This window comes from Cohnella silvisoli, assembly GCF_021190915.1.
Classification (GTDB): domain Bacteria; phylum Bacillota; class Bacilli; order Paenibacillales; family Paenibacillaceae; genus Cohnella; species Cohnella silvisoli.
On sequence record NZ_JAIOAP010000003.1, the window covers coordinates 269,261 to 288,752 of the forward strand.

9 protein-coding genes are annotated in these 19,492 nt (G+C 50.3%); 8 read left to right on the forward strand and 1 reads right to left on the reverse strand.

Going from position 1 to position 19,492, the window contains the following annotated elements; all coding sequences use genetic code 11:
• Positions 1-4 precede the first annotated feature (4 nt).
• Positions 5-694: a response regulator transcription factor gene (locus K7P76_RS07915; protein ID WP_232184704.1), complete on the reverse strand. Its 690-nt coding sequence runs from the start codon at positions 692-694 to the stop codon at positions 5-7.
• 154 nt (positions 695-848) lie between these two features.
• Here K7P76_RS07915 and K7P76_RS07920 point away from each other — a divergent pair, with 154 nt between their 5' ends.
• The 8 genes from K7P76_RS07920 to K7P76_RS07955 all read left to right on the forward strand — a co-directional run bounded on the left by K7P76_RS07920 (position 849) and on the right by K7P76_RS07955 (position 19,481).
• Entirely contained in the window at positions 849-1,889 is a 1,041-nt protein-coding gene (locus tag K7P76_RS07920) for a hypothetical protein (protein WP_232184706.1), read from the forward strand.
• Between the two features lie 94 nt (positions 1,890-1,983).
• Positions 1,984-2,571 (forward strand): hypothetical protein, encoded by a 588-nt coding sequence (locus K7P76_RS07925; RefSeq protein ID WP_232184707.1) that lies wholly within the window; start codon positions 1,984-1,986, stop codon positions 2,569-2,571.
• 302 nt (positions 2,572-2,873) lie between these two features.
• Positions 2,874-3,968, forward strand: a complete 1,095-nt coding sequence (locus tag K7P76_RS07930) for a substrate-binding domain-containing protein (protein WP_232184708.1) — start codon at positions 2,874-2,876, stop codon at positions 3,966-3,968.
• A gap of 128 nt (positions 3,969-4,096) precedes the next feature.
• The gene (locus tag K7P76_RS07935; RefSeq protein ID WP_232184709.1) at positions 4,097-5,782 is read left to right on the forward strand and encodes an ABC transporter substrate-binding protein; all 1,686 of its coding nucleotides are present in this window, start codon (positions 4,097-4,099) and stop codon (positions 5,780-5,782) included.
• Between the two features lie 70 nt (positions 5,783-5,852).
• Positions 5,853-7,772 (forward strand): ABC transporter permease subunit, encoded by a 1,920-nt coding sequence (locus K7P76_RS07940; RefSeq protein WP_232184710.1) that lies wholly within the window; start codon positions 5,853-5,855, stop codon positions 7,770-7,772.
• 15 nt (positions 7,773-7,787) lie between these two features.
• On the forward strand, positions 7,788-8,645 hold the full coding sequence (locus K7P76_RS07945) for a carbohydrate ABC transporter permease (RefSeq protein ID WP_232184711.1): 858 nt from the start codon (positions 7,788-7,790) through the stop codon (positions 8,643-8,645).
• 12 nt (positions 8,646-8,657) lie between these two features.
• On the forward strand, positions 8,658-11,870 hold the full coding sequence (locus K7P76_RS07950) for a glycosyl hydrolase (protein ID WP_232184712.1): 3,213 nt from the start codon (positions 8,658-8,660) through the stop codon (positions 11,868-11,870).
• 348 nt (positions 11,871-12,218) lie between these two features.
• The gene (locus K7P76_RS07955; RefSeq protein WP_232184713.1) at positions 12,219-19,481 is read left to right on the forward strand and encodes a DUF5722 domain-containing protein; all 7,263 of its coding nucleotides are present in this window, start codon (positions 12,219-12,221) and stop codon (positions 19,479-19,481) included.
• Positions 19,482-19,492 lie beyond the last annotated feature (11 nt).

Consider the following 19,492-nt stretch of genomic DNA (forward strand, 5'->3'; position numbering starts at 1 on the left):
CCGTTCAACCGCCTTGGCTGGCATAAAATTGGTATCCCGTTCCTCGCAGCGTTCTGATTTCTCCTTCTTCGGGAGGCCAGTGCAGCAGTATTTTGCGCAGCCGTTTGATTGCCAGATCTACCGCACGGTCGCTGCCCTCATAGTCGATTCCCCATACTCTCTCGATTAACTGCTCACGATGGAAAATTTGATTCGGATGCTCCGCAAGGAACAAGAAGAGGCCCAAATCCCTTGGATTAATCGTCAAGCTTGCCCCGTTTAGGTAAACGGCTCGCGATTTAAAGTCGATTTTCATGCTTCCGGAATGCTTGTATCCCTCGGTGACGTAGGATTGCGTTGGCCTTCTTAGCACGGCTTGGATCCGGGCAATCACTTCTTCAGGCTCGAAAGGCTTCGAAATATAATCATCAGCCCCTTCGTTCAACCCATGCAAGCGATCGCTAATATCGCTTTTGGCGGTTAGCATAATAACGGGACAAGAGCTTAAACGGCGAATTTCGCTTAATACATCCCAGCCATTCATTGTCGGCAGCATGACGTCGAGGAGAACGAGCGCGGGTTGAACAACTTTGAACTGTTCCAAAGCTTCTTGGCCATCTGCGCATATGACGCAATGAAATGAGGCTTTCCTTATATATGCGGCTAAAACGCGGGAAATCGCGGGTTCATCTTCGACGATCAGAATCGTTTTCATGATCCATCCTCCAAGTAAGAGGCTCAGTGTATCCAATCCTCTAAATTATACCAATATAAATCGCCAGTGTGTCAGGCAGATGTCTGCTCCGGACATCTTCTTGACTTATTGTTAGAATAAATTAACCTCATTAGGGATTAGGAGTGGGGAGAAAATGATGAAATTGAAGTTGGCGGCGTTAATCGGAATCATCGTTCTTGGAGTTTTGTACTATTACATTGACCCGCTGAAAGAGCAATCGGCGACGACGGGTTCTCAATCGACAAAGTCCCCGCAATCGAATTCATCCTCGAAATCGCCCCCCTCCGCAACGGGTAATTTACAAGGAGTAAGATTCACGAAAGGTCTCGCGAAGGTGACGAATCCGGGAATTGTAAGCTGTAAAGGCGGACGGGTGAGCGCATTGGGGGAAATAACATCGGAGGACGGATCGAAGTGGGTCGTGCCTTCGAATGTGAACTTGTCTTTGAACGATGCTTCGGATTTATCGAATCGCTGTACGGGAGTTGAGTACAAAAACATTGCGGACGTCGATTTGTATTCCATTCCAGTGGTTGAGATCGACTCGGACGGCGTGATCATCACCGGTTATATTTTTGCGGACAATTATTTCGAGTTATACGTGAACGGTAAGCCAGTGGCTAAGGACCCCGTTCCCTTCACGCCATTCAACGCTTCAATCGTGCGGTTCAAGGCTAAATATCCAATGACTTACGCGATAAAAGCGGTAGATTGGGAGGAAAACCTGGGTGTCGGTACGGAGGATAACCGCGGGAATAAGTACCACTTCGGCGATGCAGGTTTCGTTGGCGTTTTTAGCGACGGAACCGTAACGGATGAAAGCTGGAAAGCGCAAAATTATTACATTGCACCGTTAATGAGCAAAGAGGATGTCGTCATTGAGATTAAAGACGGGAAAGAGGTGCGCGCCGCTTCGAACTATTCCGAGCCTCCAGCTTGCGATGCAAATTGTTATGCGGCCCACTTCGCCATTCCGGACAATTGGTTTGCCGTGGATTTCGATGACTCGACCTGGCCGAACGCGTGGACTTACTCGGAAGATGCCGTCGGAGTAGATAACAAGAGCGAATATACGAATTTCCGCGATGAGTTCGGCAAAGGGAAATTCATATGGACGAACAATCTCAATCTAGATAACGAGATTCTGCTTCGTCATACGGTCCAGGGGAAGTAGGATGATACAATCGGGTGAAGGAATACATTTTTGCAACATATTGGTGGATATTTCCGTTAAGTAGATAAAATAAACCCTACTAGCGGAGGGACTCATGAAAAGCTTGTTGTGTTTAATATGCGCTGTACTCATCTTGACTGGCTGTAATTCCGTCCAAAACGTCGGTGACACGCAATCGATTCCAACGGTTGAATCGGCGAAAGTGAATGCAATGCCTTCATCAAGTCCGGTAGAAGGATTAGAGGCGATTCAGCAAACGATAAACGAGCATTGGAAAGAAATCGGACGCCGACAGTCCATTGCGCTCCAATCGTCCGGTGCCGGGAAAGACTCGATTGAGATAGTCATCCGCAGTTTCGGAGACTTCGAGCGCATATTATCGAAGGCGGATATCGGGGCTTTTAAGAAGTCGCTATTCGAGCTTGCGGGCAAGGAGTTCCCTTTAGAGCTTTCCGTCTTGGAGTGCTGCACGGGAAAACCCAACGTTACGGGAAAGATTACCGATGTGGACACGGAGGAAAATCGGATTTTAGTCATTAACGAGAAGGAGAAAAACGGGGATTCGGACGATCCGGTCGCGGATTGGGTCGGTCTAACGGAGGACGGCAAAGTATTCGCGGATGGACTAGAAATATCGTCGATTTTTGATTCCTCGCTTATCGGCAAAGAGGTGAAGGCATAGACGACCGGTCTCGTGCTTACTTCGTATCCAGGTCAAGTGTCGGCCATTAAAGTAGTTTTGAATGAGCCCGGGAGTTAGCTTCAACGAATTTATAAGGTGACAGAGTACGTGGATTGGGGAGATAGGCTCCTTGTTCACGTACTTTTGCGTTCATTAGGAGGAATGTTTTAGAGAAGCCCTACTATTTTCCTATCATCTCAACAAAAATCGACGGGATAGCTTTGCAAAAGTTGAGTTCATAAAGTATACTTTGAGTGTAACGGGGGGGAGCGATCATCGTCATTAAAATCGATAAACGTCCTATGTACCAATATATCGTGGATGATTTCAAAGAGAAAATCATGAAGGGTGAAATATCCGGCGAAGAGCCGATCCCTTCTCAGCTCGAACTCGCCAAACTATACCAAACGAGCGAGATTACGTCTCGTCGCGCGTTGACGGAACTGGCCAGCGAAGGGCTGATCTACCGTGTGAGGGGCAAAGGCTCCTTCATCAACAAAGATTATATGGACCGAGCAAACGCTAAGGAATCAAAGATTCATACGATTTATTTGGTGTACCATACCATCCCCATAGAGCTATTCAATCATGGCTTTTTCGGCGATTTACTGCGCGGTCTCCATGAGAAATGCGAGGAAAATCAGGTCGCTTTCCAGATGTGGGACATTGAGAAGAAGGGGGGCTTGCCGCCGGATGCCGATCATTCCGGATGGGTGCTGTTGCCGACTCCGATTGAAACGGAATACGTATCGGCCGACATCGTCGCGGGCTGGAAGCAGGAAAACCGCAGATTCGTAACCGCCCATTTCTACTTCCCGCATCTTCAAATCCCTTATGTCATTGTGGATAATATGACGGGCGGCTACTTGGCGACCCAGCATCTGCTGTCCATCGGCCACAGACGCATAGGCATCGTCCTGACGGGGAATTCCCCTGTGGAGATTAACCAAGAATTTTCGCTTCGTCTCCAAGGCTACAAGCTTGCCCTCTCGCAGTACAAAGTAGGCTTCGATCCGTCTCTAGTCGTCGTCATCGAAGGCGTTAAGGAGGATTCCGAATCGGGGGCGCAAGGTTTCGATCGGCTTATGGATCTGGACGAGCCTCCGACCGCAGTATTCATGAGCAGTGATTTCAAGGCGATAGGAGCTTTGCATGCCGCGGAACGAAGAGGGCTGGATGTTCCGGGTGACGTCAGCCTCGTTGGGTACGATGACTTGTTCGTCAGCAGCTTTGTCCATCCCGGACTCACTACCGTCAATCAGAACACGTATTTGGTTGGAAAAAGAGCTGTCGAGTTGTTATTGGATTGGGAAAACGGGGGAGCATCCGGCTTCAAGAAGGATGAAATCGTGCCTAGCTTGATCATCCGGGACAGCACGGCGGAATGGATTCCGTAAATTTGATGTCGCCTGATTTGGCGAAGGGGTGCGAGCAATCGCGCTTCTTTTTATTTTTCTCTTGAACATTCCCTGATCAAAGTATATATTATATAGTGTAAGTATACTTTTAATAGAGGAGAGGTCAGATGAAAGTCTCAAAAAAATGGCTAGCCGTCTTATGCCTGTCACTTGTTTTCTCTTTGGTAGCAGCATGCTCCAAAGGAAACGGCAATGCTTCGTCGTCACCTGCTGATAGCGCTTCCAAGGAGCCTTCGCCAGCGCCTTCCGTATCGGAATCGGCATCGCCGTCCGAGTCGGCCTCGGCCGCTCCCGATCTGTCGGGCACGCTCAAGATTTCGCTGCCGAACGCGTCCGCATCGGTGTGGAACGCGGTAGCGGAAGCCTACATGAACAAACATCCGAACGTGAAAGTGACCGTTGACAACAAGCCGGCTGAAGGGTACAAAGAATGGCTGACCTCGCAGTTCGCCGCCGGAACGCCGGACGTGGACCTTGCGGTCATCAACGAAGTGGCCGGCTTGCAGAATGACCGTAAATTCGTCGATTACTTGCCTTGGTTCGAGAAGACTAATCCTTACTCCGGCAAGGCATGGAAAGAGACTCTCGACCTTGGCACGATGGGAGTCAACCTTGATGCCATGGGAGAAAACGACCACCTGTACACGCTCAACTTCGAGTCGGTGCAGATCGTATGGCTCTATAACAAGGAAATTTTCGCGAAGGTGGGCGTTACCGAGGCTCCGACCACCTTTAACCAATTGATCGAAGCGTTCAAGAAAATCAAGGAAGCGGGCTTCGTACCGCTTGCGCTCGCCGGCAATTCCAATTCCATGTGGAGCGGGGAAGCAGGATGGCTCGTCCGCGTATACGGCGACCAATATATGAGGGATTCGGTCAATGTTGTCCGATCTCAGCCTAGCGATTATAACTTTGTAGCGGATTTGGACGACAAATGGAAATTTGACCCGACGGATCCTTATAACGACTCGAACAGCCAAGTCACCAAGAACGACGTCCGCGTGTGGAAAGCGATCAAGGAGAAGACGGGACCGTTCAAGATCGAAGGAAACCCGCAATGGAAAGGGTTCATGGAAAATTTGAAAACACTTTTCCAATACACGGAACCGGGTTTCTTCGGAGTCAACTCCGAGCAGGCTTACAGCTTGTTCCTAACGGGCAAAGCGGCAACAATGCTCAGCACCCCGGGGTCCTACTGGCAGTTGCCCAAGGATTTGGCGGACGAGAAGAAATCGGGTACGAAGGGCGGCGCCAAAGCATTCGAATACGGATTTTTCAACATGCCTTCGATGGAAGGGCCTGAAGTCATGGCGCCAGCCCGTACGATTCAAATTCCGATCGGATTCTACGGGCTCGTGTCCAAGGATGCGAAACAGACGGAGCTGGGCATCGATTTCATGATGTACTTGACTAGTCCGGAAGGTTACAAAGTATACGTAACGGCCATTCAGAACAGCAAGGATGCTTCCATTGCCGGCTCTCCGGCGCTGAAAGATATCGAGCTTCCCGAAGAAATGGCCAAAGCGTTCGCGAACTTCAAGCCGATCGGAAATACGGAAGGCTTCCCAAGCGCGAACAACTCGCTCGCCCGCGGCATATGGGACTTCCAGCCGTCCGTTCAGGAGTGGGTCGGCCTCATCCAGCAATATTTCGGAAACAAAATCACGATCGATCAATATTTGACGAAGTACCAGGCTTCGGTCGACAAGCATTTCCCGGCCGCATTGAAGGATAAGAAACTCGAGCCGGCTGATCTGGATACACCGGAACGCAAACCGCCGGAGAGAAAATAAACCCAAGGTCTGCACGGGCGTCAGAAGTCCGTGCAGACCTCCGTTTCAGACAGGAAAGGGGGATGACCGCATGAGGAACGGATGGAAACTCGGTTTGGCGTCGCTCGGACTGTTCGTGTTATTAGCGCCAATGAACGTGTCCGCGCAGGAGAATTGGACGCTCGATCAAGGGAAAGCTGTCACGTCCCTATCGTTGTCGGCGGATGGATCGAAGCTTGCCGTCGGCAGCTATGACGCCCATGCTTACGTGTTCGACCAAGAGGGAAAGAAAATAGCGGATATCGAAGCGAAGAACGTTGTGACCGGCGTAAGTGTCATCGGGAACGAGAAGCTGCTCGTCTCGTCGGACGATCGCCGCCTGTATGCCTATGATCTGAATGGAAACCCGCTATGGGAATTGAATCTTAAAAAGCGAGTAGAAGGGGTGTCGGCTTCGACGGATGGATCGATCGCCGCCGTCACCGTTCAGAATAGCCCGGATCTCCTGCTCATCGATACGGCTAGCGGGAAAGTAAAGGGCAAGACGGAGCTTGGGTTCCGCGTCGAGGACGCAGCCGTAGCCCCGAACGGCAAGTTTATCGCGGTCGGCGGCAAAGACCAGAACGCCTATTTGATGGATGGACAAGGCAACCTCCTCTACAAGATCGGCATCGACGGAACGATCAGCAGCATCGCGGTTACTGGCGAAGGGGAAATCGTCGTCGGGCTTACGACGCCCAGATTGATCGTCCTGAACGCTAAAGGCGAAGTCGTACGAACGGTCGATGTACTGGATTCCGTCAAGGACGTGGACGTAACCGCAGATGGCAGGACGATCGGTGCGGCCGATTACTCGGGCAACTTTTACTTAATATCGGATAAAGGCAAGGTGCTCTGGAAAACCCAGGTAAACGCCCCTGCGACTCAGCTTGCCTTCGATTCCGAAGCCGGCAACCTTTACGGGGGAACGGAGAACGGGCAAATTCACCACTATTCCGTGGAGTCCGTCGTGAAGGGGGCCGAGTCCGCCGCCCGCAAAGCTCTGTACGTGAACGCGTCAATCGCGGCGGGTTTGCTTATTGCCTTGGCGGTCTTGCTCCTTGTGCTGAAGAAATACGATCGCCTCTCCGTGTTCCGAAGAATCTGGAAAGCGAAGTGGATTTACCTCTCCTTGTTTCCGGCTTTCTTCCTGTTGATCGGATTTCTGTACGTACCCGCTTTTTCGGGACTCTATCATTCCTTGTACGATTGGAATCCCGGGGGCCGCTCAACTTATGTCGGCCTGGCGAATTTCCGCAGGATGCTGGAGGACGAATACGTAACCAAAGGGATCGCCAACCTCGGCATTCTGATTGTGACGGGGCTGATCAAGGCTATCGTTCCGCCGTTTATCGTGGCCGAATTGATCTATCACCTGAAAAGCAAGCGGCTTCAATATTATTTCCGGACGGCATTCGTCGCGTCGATGGTCATTCCCATCGTGGCCATGCTGCTGATCTGGCAAAACCTGTACGACCCCAACGTCGGTCTCATCAATCATTTTCTGGATGCGATAGGTCTTGGAAGCTTGAGTCATGCCTGGCTCGGCGATCCGAAAACAGCCCTATGGTCCGTTCTCTTCATCGGTTTTCCTTTCGTTGGCATTCTACAACTGCTGGTGCTCTATTCCGGCCTGCTTGGCATATCCGAGGAACTGGTCGAGGCGGCGAAGATGGACGGGGCTAAGTTCAGGCGTATCGTGTGGTCTATTCATCTCCCGCTTTTGTCGGGGCAGTTCAAATTTCTGATCATCCTTACCCTGATCGGGGTTATCCAGGATTTCAACGCAATCTTGATCGTGACGGGCGGCGGGCCGATGGATTCCACCTACGTGCCGGCTCTGCAGATGTACTACGCCGCTACCAAGTTCGACCAGCTTGGTTACGCTTCTGCCTTGGGAGTGTCGATGTTCTTCGTTATTCTGCTTATTACGGTAATCAACATGAAGTTCCTGCGAAGTTCGCGGGATTAGGGGGTTAAAATGGCCATGACTACTTCGAAGCCATCCGGGGGCGCGATGTTCAGCCGAGCTTCCTTCAGGCAGCTCATCCTGATCCTGTGCCTTGCGCTGCTGGTTGTTCTTACTTTGGTTCCGATTTTGTTCATGTTCTACAGCTCTTTGAAGAGCAATTCTCAGATACTGGGCAGTTTCTGGTCGCTGCCTTCGCCCCCGCAGTGGGAAAATTACGCGGAGGCTTTCTCCAGTATTTGGCGGTATGTGGTCAACACAATTCTGTATTCGGCTGGCGCGAGCACGACAGTGGTGTGCCTGTCCGCTGTATCGGGGTATCTTTTTGCCAAGAAGGAGTTTCCGGGTAAAGAGTTCCTGTTCATTCTCCTGCTGGCCATGATGATGGTTCCTGCCGTTCTTACGCTCATTCCTGCCTACGTCTGGTACGAGAAGCTCGGGCTGACCAACACTCCGCTGGCCATCATTATCGCTCATGCCGCAGGGGGGCAAATTTTTGGAACGTTCTTGTGCCGTACATCGATGGAAGGGGTGCCGAGCTCGCTGTTCGAAGCTGCGCGCATCGATGGGGCGAAGGAGTGGACGGTGTTCGCGCGTATCGTGCTTCCTCTTTCGGTCCCGATTCTCGCCACGATTTTCATCATGCAGGCCGTCGGCACTTATAACGATTACGTATGGCCCTTGCTCACGATCAGGGACAGCAGCATGCAGATGGTCGGGGTAGGGCTTACTCAGTTTACGAAGCAGTTCGGGATTACGGACAAAGGAGTGCAGTTCGCCGCATATACGATTTCTTCCTTGCCGTTGATCCTCGTATTTTCATTCGGCATGAAATATTACATCCAGGGAATGGCGCAAGGCGCCCTGAAAATGTAGGAGGGTTCACAGATGGATACAGGCCCATACGAGTGGCTTAAAGAATACAAAGATCCAACGGCGAAGTATCGGCCCGTGCCCTTCTGGGTACTTAACGGAGAACATGACGAGCAACAAATCAGGGAGCAGCTCGCGCACCTGCAAACGATGGGGATGGGAGGAGGGTTCTTTCACCCCCGGCCCGGTCTCGTTAACGAGTACCTTGGCGAGGAATGGTTCGGCTTGTTCAAGGCAGCTTTGGATGAAGCGGAAAAGCTCGGACTTCACTTGTATATCTACGACGAGAATTCGTATCCGTCCGGTTTCGGCGGCGGGCACGTGTCCGCGGAGCTTCCCGACTGTTTGAGCCGCGCCGCTGCGCAGACGCTTTACGAGAACGTGGACGCCCGAGATCTTCCTTACGCGAACGAACATTTCTTGGCCAGTCCGGGACATCCTATCGCGGCTTACGCTTTCGAACGAACGCCGGAAGGCGGAATCCGCCTGACGAAATCGCTCTCCGGGCTGCCGGTGCGCGAATGGGGAAGCTTCGGCCGATCGTTCGCCGTGTACGACTGGCGGCCGGCAGAAACGAATTCGTGGCTAGGAGGCTTCGCGTACGTGGATTTGTTGCGGCCGGAAGTGGCCCGCGTGTTTATCTCGAACACCCATGAACGCTACAAGGACCGGTTCGGCGACCGGTTCGGGACGACGATTCCGGCCGTCTTTACCGACGAACCGGAAATTTCGCCCGGCAACCTGTTTCGTCCGGACGAGGTGGCCATTCCGTTCTCCTACTGGTTCGCGGCGCAATTCGCGGACCGGACCGGCTACGATCTGATCGAGCACTTGCCGCTGCTCTTCCAGGAGATCGAAGATGCGACGGGAAGTTTGCGTGAAGCGAGAGAGGTTCGCTATGACTATTACCAAGTCATGTACGAACTGTGGAAAGAAAATTACGTCGTTCCCCTATCCAAGTGGTGCGAGTCTAACGGCTTGGCGTTCACAGGGCATTACCTTGAGCATCAATGGCCGATTCCGTGGGTGCGATTCTCTCCCAACGTCATGTCGCTCTATGAATATATGGATTGGCCGGGCATCGACTTCCTGACTTGCTCTCCATTGGAGAAGGACGGGACGGATACGCTTCTCGTCACGGTGCGAGAGGCAGCCAGCGTTTCGCATCAACTCGGTAAACATCGAACGTTATGCGAGGCATTCGGCGCGGGAGGCTTCGATTCATCGACGCAGGATTACAAGCGGATTGGGGACTGGCTGCTCGTTCACGGCATCAACTTTATCAATCCGCATCTGACGGCAGGATCGCTCGCGGGAGCGAGGAAGCGCGATCATCCTCAATCCTTTGACTGGCGCCTGCCTTGGCAGTACGAGCTGCGCCAGATGAACGATTATTTCGCCCGTGCGCAGCTGGCGCTGACGCAGGGTAAGCCCGATCGTCGGGTTCTCCTCCTGCACCCGACCCAAACGTCGTTCCTTTACCCGGCGACGGCATCGTGGAATTCGGCCGGACAGCCTTTCGAAGAGATGGTGGCAGCCTATAAAGATCTTCTGCAGCAGCTTTTGGATGCCGGAATCGACTACGACTTGGGTGATGAGGAGATCATGGCAAATCACGGGAGGATAGCGGACGGCAAGTGGACGGTCGGCCTTGCTTCTTACGACGAAGTCGTGCTTCCGGCAGGTATGGAAACCGTGAAGGCATCAACTGTAAAGCTGTTAGCTGAGTATGTCAAAGCGGGCGGTATCGTTTGGGTCCTAGGCGACAGTCTGCCGGGTTACGTGGACGGCAAGAGGAACATGGCAGTCCGAGAGTTGGCGGATCGGGAACCAGCGGCTTGGGAGAGCACGAACGTTGCTGCCCTCCTCGAGAGGTGGGGCGGGGAGAGCCGGAGACGCTGCGGATACGCCTTGCGCGAAATTGGCACTGAAATCGGAGATGCAGCCGCTGCTCCGGCAATGGCGGTAGTTCGAGGTCTAGCGGTTCAGTCGCGGGTGTTGTCAAACGGTGATCGGATGTTGTTCATGACCTATAGCGCGCCGGAACCGAAGATGGTTTCGCTAGTTTTATTCGAAAATGCAGCTGTACGGTTGGATCTTCTGCGAGGCACGGCGAATGAGGTAACCGGCGAGCAACAGTTGTTGTTAGAGCAGGGCAACTCGTACTTCTTCTTGCTCACGAATGGCGCGTCTTCGGTTGGCGACATAGGCGAGTGGCTGACTCTCGATGCCGCGGCGGGGCCATCCCCGAACGCGCGAAACGAAGAGCATCGCAGCCTAGCGTTCCGTCGCATAACTCCGCTTAATGAGAATGCGCTCATTCTCGATTACGCGGACGTGCGCAGCCGTCATAAGGAGTTGAAGGGCGTTTCCGTTCAGCGCGCCTGCCACTTCTTGTTCCAGGAAAATGGATTCGACACGAATCCTTGGGACAACAGCGTGCAATACAAGCGAAGAGTACTGGATCGGGCGTTAAGCCAACGTACCGATGGATTCAACGCGGTGTTCCGGCTTGAAGCCGCCTCTGTTCCGTCCCGCGCGAGATTGGCTGTGGAAAGAGCCGAATTTTACCGGCTGGAAGTTAACGGAGTGCAAATAGACTTTTCCGAATCGGAAAGCTGGATGGACCGTGTCTTTGGCGTCTTCGACCTCACCGGCAAGCTGGCCATCGGAGTTAACGAAATTGCGCTTCGCGCGCCCGCATTCCATCCGTTGCTTGAACTAGAGCCTATCTATTTGCTCGGCGATTTCGGGGTGGAGCCTGTCGAATCCGGCTTCCGCATCCATGCGGAGATGCCCGCCCTCGAAGCCGGCGATTGGACGGTTCAAGGCTTGCCGTTTTACGGCGGCCAAACGGAATACGAGCTGGAGGCGGTCGTCGTGGAAGAAGGGGATCTTTCGTCTACTCGTTACTATTTGCGGATGGAAGGGCTGCAAGGCTCAGCTGCTCACGTTCGGGTGAACGACGGCGCACAGGCGGTGCTTCACATGGGGGGAGCCCATACGGATATAACGGCCAGCCTATCGCCGGGCATCAACCAGCTTTCCGTGATCGTGTCCGCCACGCAGCAGAACGTGTGGGGACCTCACCATGCGGGCGAACCCTGCAAATTGGCATCCCCTTATATGTGGAAGATCGGACCGGCCGAAGGCCCACCGCCTGGACATCGCTATTCCGTCGCGAAGTGCGGCTTGGACGGGGTTGAACTGATTACCGTCTTTCGTTAAACAGATGGAAGTCTATTTAAATTTTAACAAGAGCAAGCCGCATTCTAGTCTTGATGTTGCTTACTCTTTTTATATACAAATCCGGCTATCAAGTTAATTGCCGTTATTCAAAGAATTCTTAATGATTTCGAGGCATAATTGGATCGATAGCGGCAATCGCTGCCGTTATCCTTGTGAAAAATGATATTTGTGATGAGATAGCGGCAAATCCTGCCGTTAAATCAAGTAAGCGGTCTCAATATTCTTGGTCGACTGTATACGTTTGTATCCTGATCATTCGATTCCCGTCCGCCTGAGCTAAATTGATAGCCATATATAGAAATGACCATTTAAGGAGGTTTACATTTAATGTTCAGAAGAAAAAACTTTATTTCCCTTGTTGTAATCGCTTCCATTTTGCTGCAATTGCTAACTCCTCCAATCCATGTGTTTGCCGGACCCTACGATCCAACACTTACGGTCAAGAATTCATATACAGGAAGCACAATCTATCCGCAGCAAGTGATCAATGATTTCAATACATCGGATCAGGCAGCCTTATGGACTGTCGGGACCCATGTAGACGAGATTAACAATGTGACTACACTCCTCAATTCTCCGGGTTCTCCCTATGAAGGCGTGGGAGCGTTGGAAATCGTACCTCAACAAGTGAAGGCATACGAATGGAGAACGATATACCGGACATTCGATTCTCCTCTTGACCTTTCAGATGCAAATTTTGTTGCGGTCGCTGCGGATGTATGGGGCTGGAAACTGGACGACTTCTATATCAAAATGACACTCACCAGCGGTGCAGATACTTATGAAGCCATCTCTACCATGACCGCAAACAGATGGAATGTGATTTATTTTGATATCCATAATTGGGCGAATAAAAACAGTATTAATAAAATAGAAGTCTCCTACATGAAAAATTATAACCTTGAAGGGATGTCTCCAGGAGACCCTGGATATGATTTCTGGGATGGCAGACTGCAACTGGACTATCTGAGTGCTACCCGGATTGCTAACCTTGATTTCAATGTTGAAGGCAGTACCGAAGGGTTTTCAGCAGTGGGAGGAACGGCTGCGGTATCTGTAACAGCCAACAATCATTCCCTTCAATATACGGTTACGGATACGGCAAATACCTATCTCGAATCATCCAGCTTGAAGCTGGATGCATCAAAACGCAATGTTATCAACATCCGTATGAAGAACAATACGGGAGCTGCCAAGGTGAAAATGGCATGGATTACCGATCAGGACCAGACCTGGGATGAAGAAAAGTCCATGCAGTTCAATATAGCGGATGCTTTGGTCTTCACCGATTATGATTTTGGAATGACCAGCCCTTTATGGCGCGACAAGATCGATAAAATTCGGATTTCACCCATGACAGCAACTGAAGCAGATACGATGCTGGATATTGATAAGATCAATTTTTCGCTGCAAAACCTGGAATCCTATACGTATCAGGGGAAGGTCGACAGCCTTGCGGTTGATAGCGATAAAACTACGATTGCTATCAGCGGCAGTGTGAAGTCCGATTATCTGAGCAGCAACCCGGGTGCGGAAGTCATGGTCTTTGAACTGCCGGTATATGCGGATGAAAAGATCATAGATTATGCCCCGATGGCAGCTCTTACGACAGGTGTGGCTGCCGGGAGCTTTAGCCTGAGCTTTAATGTGGTTGAGAATGATGTCAGTCGAATTTACTCCAAATTCGTAGTTGTATTGAAAAATGGCAACGGTGAGTATGTATTGGCGGATACCCCAAAATACGTGACCAATCCGGAGATTATTGCCACGAATGCAGATCCCTACACGACCACTAAAAGCATCAAGGGCCTGCAGGTACAGCTTCCTGCAGATGCCGAACGTCTGGGGGTTCAGCATGGCGCCATCAACATTGCTTATGACCAACTGCTGACCTTGAGCGATCATGGTGCCGGCTCCATTCCTTATGAATTTGAAGGGAAAACCTTTTATTTTAGAAAGGATTCTATCAGCCACCTAGACAACCAGATCAAATCCATGACGGATAACGGAATGGCGGTAACAGCAATTCTGATCATGTACAGGACTGGAATGGATGATCCGGACTCTCCCAACAAAGATATTATCCATCCCGATAGCACTCCAGAGGGTACGGTGTTTGCCCCTAACATCACCAATGAAGCGGGTGTGAACTACTACAAAGCGATTACCAGCTTCCTGGCTGAGCGCTATTCCAGAGCTGACAAAGCCTATGGAAGAGTCATGGGGTATATTGTTGGAAACGAAGTAGGACAGAACAAGGTATGGAACAACATGGGCCCCAAACTGCTGGGCGACTATGTCACACAGTATGAGCGTACCGTACGTTTGACCTATAACATTGTCAGGAGCATAAGTGCAAATAACAGGGTTTATATCTCTCTGGATCATTTCTGGAATGATGGTCAATCGCCGGATTCTCAGTGGATTTATAGCAACAAGGCCGTCGTGGATACCCTGAACAAGTTGGCCAAGGAAGGTGGAGACTATGCATGGAATGTCGCTTTCCATCCTTATCCGGAAGACCTTTTTAATCCTAAGACCTGGGCGGATACAACCGCAACCGACACCTTCGATACCTACCGCATTACCTTCAAGAATCTACAGGTGCTGACAAACTACTTGCAGCAGACACACATAACCTATAACGGATCCCAGCGGCATGTGATTCTCTCGGAGCAGGGCTTTCACAGCGGCGGGAACACGTTGGAAGAGCAGGAGGTACAGGCAGCAGCCTATGCTTACGCCTATTATAAGGTGAAATCCCTGTCTGGAATTGATGCCTTCATTCTCCACCGGCATGTAGACCATGCGGGAGAAGGCGGCTTGAATCTAGGGCTGTGGACTACCATGGCGGGCCAGATGTTTGAGGCTGGAGAGGAAAAGGCGATATATGACGTTTTCAAAAAAATCGATACAGTAGACTCTCTTGCCGCAACGGATTTTGCCAAGAGTATTATTGGTGTGAGCAGCTGGCAGGAGGCTATTCCGGGGTTTGACCTGGCAAAGCTGGAGACAAGACCTGCCCAGGCACATATTCCTATGGGGATTGCTTCTGCGATAACGGGAGAGGTTCAGCTTAGTAACTTTGAAGATGATATGAATGGCTGGTTTGCTACGGACAACGTTTCCAGCGTCTCCCTGGATACTACCGACAAGGCGGAAGGAGAAAGAAGCTTAAAGGCCCCCGTTGCCGGCTCGTACCGCAAGGACTTTAAGGGTGTGACTAAAGTATTTGATACACCTCGGAATCTGACTGCCACACCTATAATCAAAGCTTCTGTCAAGGCTAGCGGTATCGGCGCAGAAGAAAAGGCGGAATTCATGATCCGTGTATACAGCGGGGACAAGGTTAGCGAAGGCTCTGTCATCGCAGAGGCAGAAACCTGGAATGAAGTAGCCCTGGATCTCACAGGATTGGACGGTATCGACAGTGTAGATCGCATTAAAGTATGGGCTCAACCTGAGAAACCGGTTGCCTGGACAACCGGAGCTATTCAGGTGGATGATGTGTCTTTGGCTGCCTCTGCTGTCCTCACAAATTTGACGGTTTCATTGGATCGTGATGAAGTGGTAGATGTAGGCGATACATTGACGATTCATATTCAAAATAAGGGTAACCAGAGTTTTACAGGAACTGTGGGCTTAGCCGGATTGAATGGCATTACTCTGGATAAGAACGACAGTGTTGTTACAATTGGTTCCAGCGAACAGAAAATCGTTGAGACAATGATTACAGGGATAAATTTGGTCAATTATCAAAGCGGCAAACTAGAGGTTACGGTGGGCGATCAGAAATTCACATTTAAACTGACGGATGCTCATGTGCCTGACTATACAAATGATAACGGAGATTTGGTTTTTGGCGATTTTGAAGGTGGATTCACGGATGGTTGGGCTGCCGGAAGCAGCACTTCATCTGTGGCCGCTGTGCAAAAAGATTCTACGCACCAACTATATCCTTCCGCTGCAAAGCATGGGTCTTATATGCTAGAGATTGCAAAAGCACCTAAAGTAGCTACCACGGAGAGTATAGCAGTAAAAACCTTTAAGACACCTGTGGATCTAAGCTTTTATGATAATATCAAATTTGATATATACGGGTGGGGTGGAACTTCTTCGGCATATCTGGCCAAGATTAAGCTGATAGCGGCTGATGGAGCAACTTTCGACTTTGAACAACAAATTGGCGCCAATACGTGGGTTACCGTATCTGCTGATATTTCAACATTTGCAGGTAAGAACAATGTAAAAACCATTGAAATTTCCTACAGAGGCAAGGATACTGCTTACTATTCAGGGCCCTGGGGAGGATTCTTCTATATTGATAATGTAAGATCAACCCAAGCTTCCCAGCTGACAGGCATTATTCCGGATAAGACAACGGAGACTCTTGCATTGGATGGAGGCAAAATGCAGTTGGTGATCCGCGGTAGTAAGTCTGACGGAACAAGCAAAGACGTCAGCGCTGCAGCTGAAGGAACCACCTACATGGGGTATAATGCAAATCTCATTGATGTCGGTGTGAATGGGCTTGTTACGGCTGTTGCAGCCGGAACCACGGCCATCACTGTCAGCAATAGCGGGTATACCGCTAGAGTTTCCATTACCGTAGCGGCCGATCATCCCAAAGTTGTTTACGGCTTTGAGACCGGTCTTGAAGGGTGGGGCAAGTCTAATCCTGCAGATAGCAACATTGGTAGTGTCAGCGCAGCTATATCTAGCGGCGGAACTCCCAAGGAAGGCGGCATACCCGGAGCGCAAAATGGTGGGAAAATGCTGCAGGTAGATATGACAGGCGTTTCCCCTGCAGTCGCGAAAATGGTAGGCGTTAGTTATGAGACCCCTCAGAGCTTCAGTAATGTAGATGCTGTAAAATATTACATTTATAGCTGGGGCGGTTTGACCGGACCTGTAAAATATAACACCATTTTCAGATTGACCTCGGACACAGGAGAAACTTTTGAGAAAATCAATCAATTCCCATCGGATTCCTGGACGCCTATTACTGTTGACATCGGCGAATGCACTTTCAAGAGCCGGATTGTAAAAATCGAGATCGGACATCGTGCAGACGATTCTGATATACCTGCATGGGCCGGCAAGTTCTTTATCGACAACATCTCTAGTGTACTGAAATCAGATCAATCGGTCGCATTGAGCAGCATCTCACCTGTTAAGAGCACCGAAACCCTTGCTCTACTGGGCGGAAAAATGCAACTTGTGATCCGTGGAACCATGTCTGATAGCAGTGTTAATGATATTACGGCAGCATCCGAAGGCACGACTTATGAGGGCTATGATAATAGAATTATTTCGGTTAGCTCCGATGGATTTGTGGAAGCAAAAGCTGCAGGTGCTACTACGGTTATCGTAAAAAATGAGAAACAAACAACGTCGATAGGCATCACTGTATCGGCAGACATGCCTGAATTCATGTACAGCTTCGAGACCGGACTTGAAGGCTGGGGCAAATCTGACCCGACAGACCTTAGCATCACGGGTGTGAATTCCGTCTTGTCCAGCGGGGGTACGCCAAAAATTGTCGGAATCCCTGGATCTCAGAATGGCGGCAAGCTGCTGCAGGTGGACATGGCTGGTGTATCTCCGGAAATACAGAAGATGGTGGGGATCAACTATGAGACACCCATGGATTTGAGTCATGTGACAGACATCTCTTACGCCATTTTCAGCTGGGGAGGGGTTCCGGGAATACCAGGACCTGATGGTCAAGTCGGAACAGGAGATGATATCGCTGTTTCCTATATAACCACATTCAAATTGACTTCAACCACGGGAGAAACATTCATACGGGAAACTACTCTATCACCTGATTCCTGGGTGCCCGTTAAGGTAGATATTACCGAATGTACTTTCAGGAAAAGCATTGCCAAGATGGAAATCGGTCAGCGGATGGAAAATGCGGGGATACCAGCTTGGCAGGGTAAGTTCTTTATTGACAGCGTCTCGAAAGTGAATGCTCCTGTGGATGCAAATGGTCCGGTAGTTGCATCCACAGCACCAGTTAATAATGCTGCCGGTGTGGCTCTTGGTAAGATCGCAGTCAATTTCAACGAGAACATTTTTGCAGGAAGTACCATCGGTGATATTACATTGAAAAAAGGAAATCAAGCAATAAGCTTTACTTACAGTATTGTAGATAACCAACTGGTAATCACGCCTGATGAAAACCTTGATTACAGCAGCACCTATACGGTAGTCATTCCGGCAGGAGCGGTTGAGGATTCGGCAGGCAATAGCCTGTCTGCGGAGTATGAACTTAGATTCACAACCACGGCAAACCCAGATAGCAACAACGGCAACAACAATGGAAACAACGGCAACAATAATGGAAACAACGGCAACAATAATGGAAACAACGGCAACAATAATGATCATGAAGGCTATGTGACGATTCCGTTAGGCAGGGGAAATGAAAGTGCCACAGCAACAAATGATAAGAACACCGGCAGCCTTACGGTAGATCTGGCAACCCATTTGCTGAACCAGGCATTTGCCGCTGAGAAAGCCAATGCAAACGGAATCAAGACAGTAACGATTGAAATCCCCAAAGCAGGGGGGGCCGACTCTTATACGCTGATGTTTTCCGCCGATTTCCTTAACACTGGGAAAGCCAACCGAGTATTGAATGTGATAACAGACCTGGGTGCTATCGGCGTACCAGACAACATGTTGCAGAAGTCCGAAATCAAAGGATCCAGCAACGTATCAATCAGGATAGAGAAGGGGGACAAGTCTACTTTAAGCCAGGAGGCGAAAGAGCTTGTCGGAAACAGAGAGCCCATCAAGTTGAATCTGTTGGTCGACGGAAAGCAGGTAGATTGGAACAACCCCAATGCCCACGTGACTGTGTCCATACCCTACACGCCGACTGCAGAAGAACTAAAGGATCCCGACCATATTGTCGTGGTTTATCTGGATGGTAAGGGGAATGCGATCCAGGTCCCTAGCGGGAAGTATGTTAGCAAGACCGGATCGGTAATCTTTACGACCACGCATTTTTCACAATATGCCGTAGCTTTTGTGAAAAAGAGCTTTGACGATCTCGGGAGCCTCCCCTGGGCACGAACCATCATTGAAGCACTGGCATCAAAAGGTGTTTTCGAAGGAACCGCCAGTACTACTTTCTCTCCGGGAAGAGCCATTACCCGGGGGGAATATCTAGTCATGCTGGTAAACACCCTGGGGCTTTCAGCGGAATTTACTGCAAATTATGATGATGTGAACCCGACGGTTTTCTATTATCAAGCGGTTGGTATCTGCAAGGAATTGGGCATTACAGAAGGGGCTGGAAACAACAACTTCAACCCAAAGGCTGCCATATCCAGACAGGACATGATGGTGTTGACGGAGAGAGCTTTGCTGCTGGTTAACAAACTGAACGCTAATCAGAACAGTGATCTGAGCCGCTTTAAAGATGAGGGACAGGTGGCAGGTTATGCCAGAAACAGTATTGCAAACCTTATCAGATTGGGACTGATAGAAGGCTATAATGGCCTGATCGATCCAATCGGTAAGACAACCAGGGCCGAAGCAGCAGTCCTTCTTTACAGGATATATAAGAGTATTTGATGTGGTGTGAA

Excerpts from the sequence above, each read along its gene's own strand:
- K7P76_RS07915 (WP_232184704.1), bottom strand. The coding sequence starts at position 694 with ATGAAAACGATTCTGATCGTCGAAGATGAACCCGCGATTTCCCGCGTT.
- K7P76_RS07920 (WP_232184706.1), top strand. The coding sequence starts at position 849 with ATGATGAAATTGAAGTTGGCGGCGTTAATCGGAATCATCGTTCTTGGA.
- K7P76_RS07925 (WP_232184707.1), top strand. The coding sequence starts at position 1,984 with ATGAAAAGCTTGTTGTGTTTAATATGCGCTGTACTCATCTTGACTGGC.
- K7P76_RS07930 (WP_232184708.1), top strand. The coding sequence starts at position 2,874 with ATGTACCAATATATCGTGGATGATTTCAAAGAGAAAATCATGAAGGGT.
- K7P76_RS07935 (WP_232184709.1), top strand. The coding sequence starts at position 4,097 with ATGAAAGTCTCAAAAAAATGGCTAGCCGTCTTATGCCTGTCACTTGTT.
- K7P76_RS07940 (WP_232184710.1), top strand. The coding sequence starts at position 5,853 with ATGAGGAACGGATGGAAACTCGGTTTGGCGTCGCTCGGACTGTTCGTG.
- K7P76_RS07945 (WP_232184711.1), top strand. The coding sequence starts at position 7,788 with ATGACTACTTCGAAGCCATCCGGGGGCGCGATGTTCAGCCGAGCTTCC.
- K7P76_RS07950 (WP_232184712.1), top strand. The coding sequence starts at position 8,658 with ATGGATACAGGCCCATACGAGTGGCTTAAAGAATACAAAGATCCAACG.
- K7P76_RS07955 (WP_232184713.1), top strand. The coding sequence starts at position 12,219 with ATGTTCAGAAGAAAAAACTTTATTTCCCTTGTTGTAATCGCTTCCATT.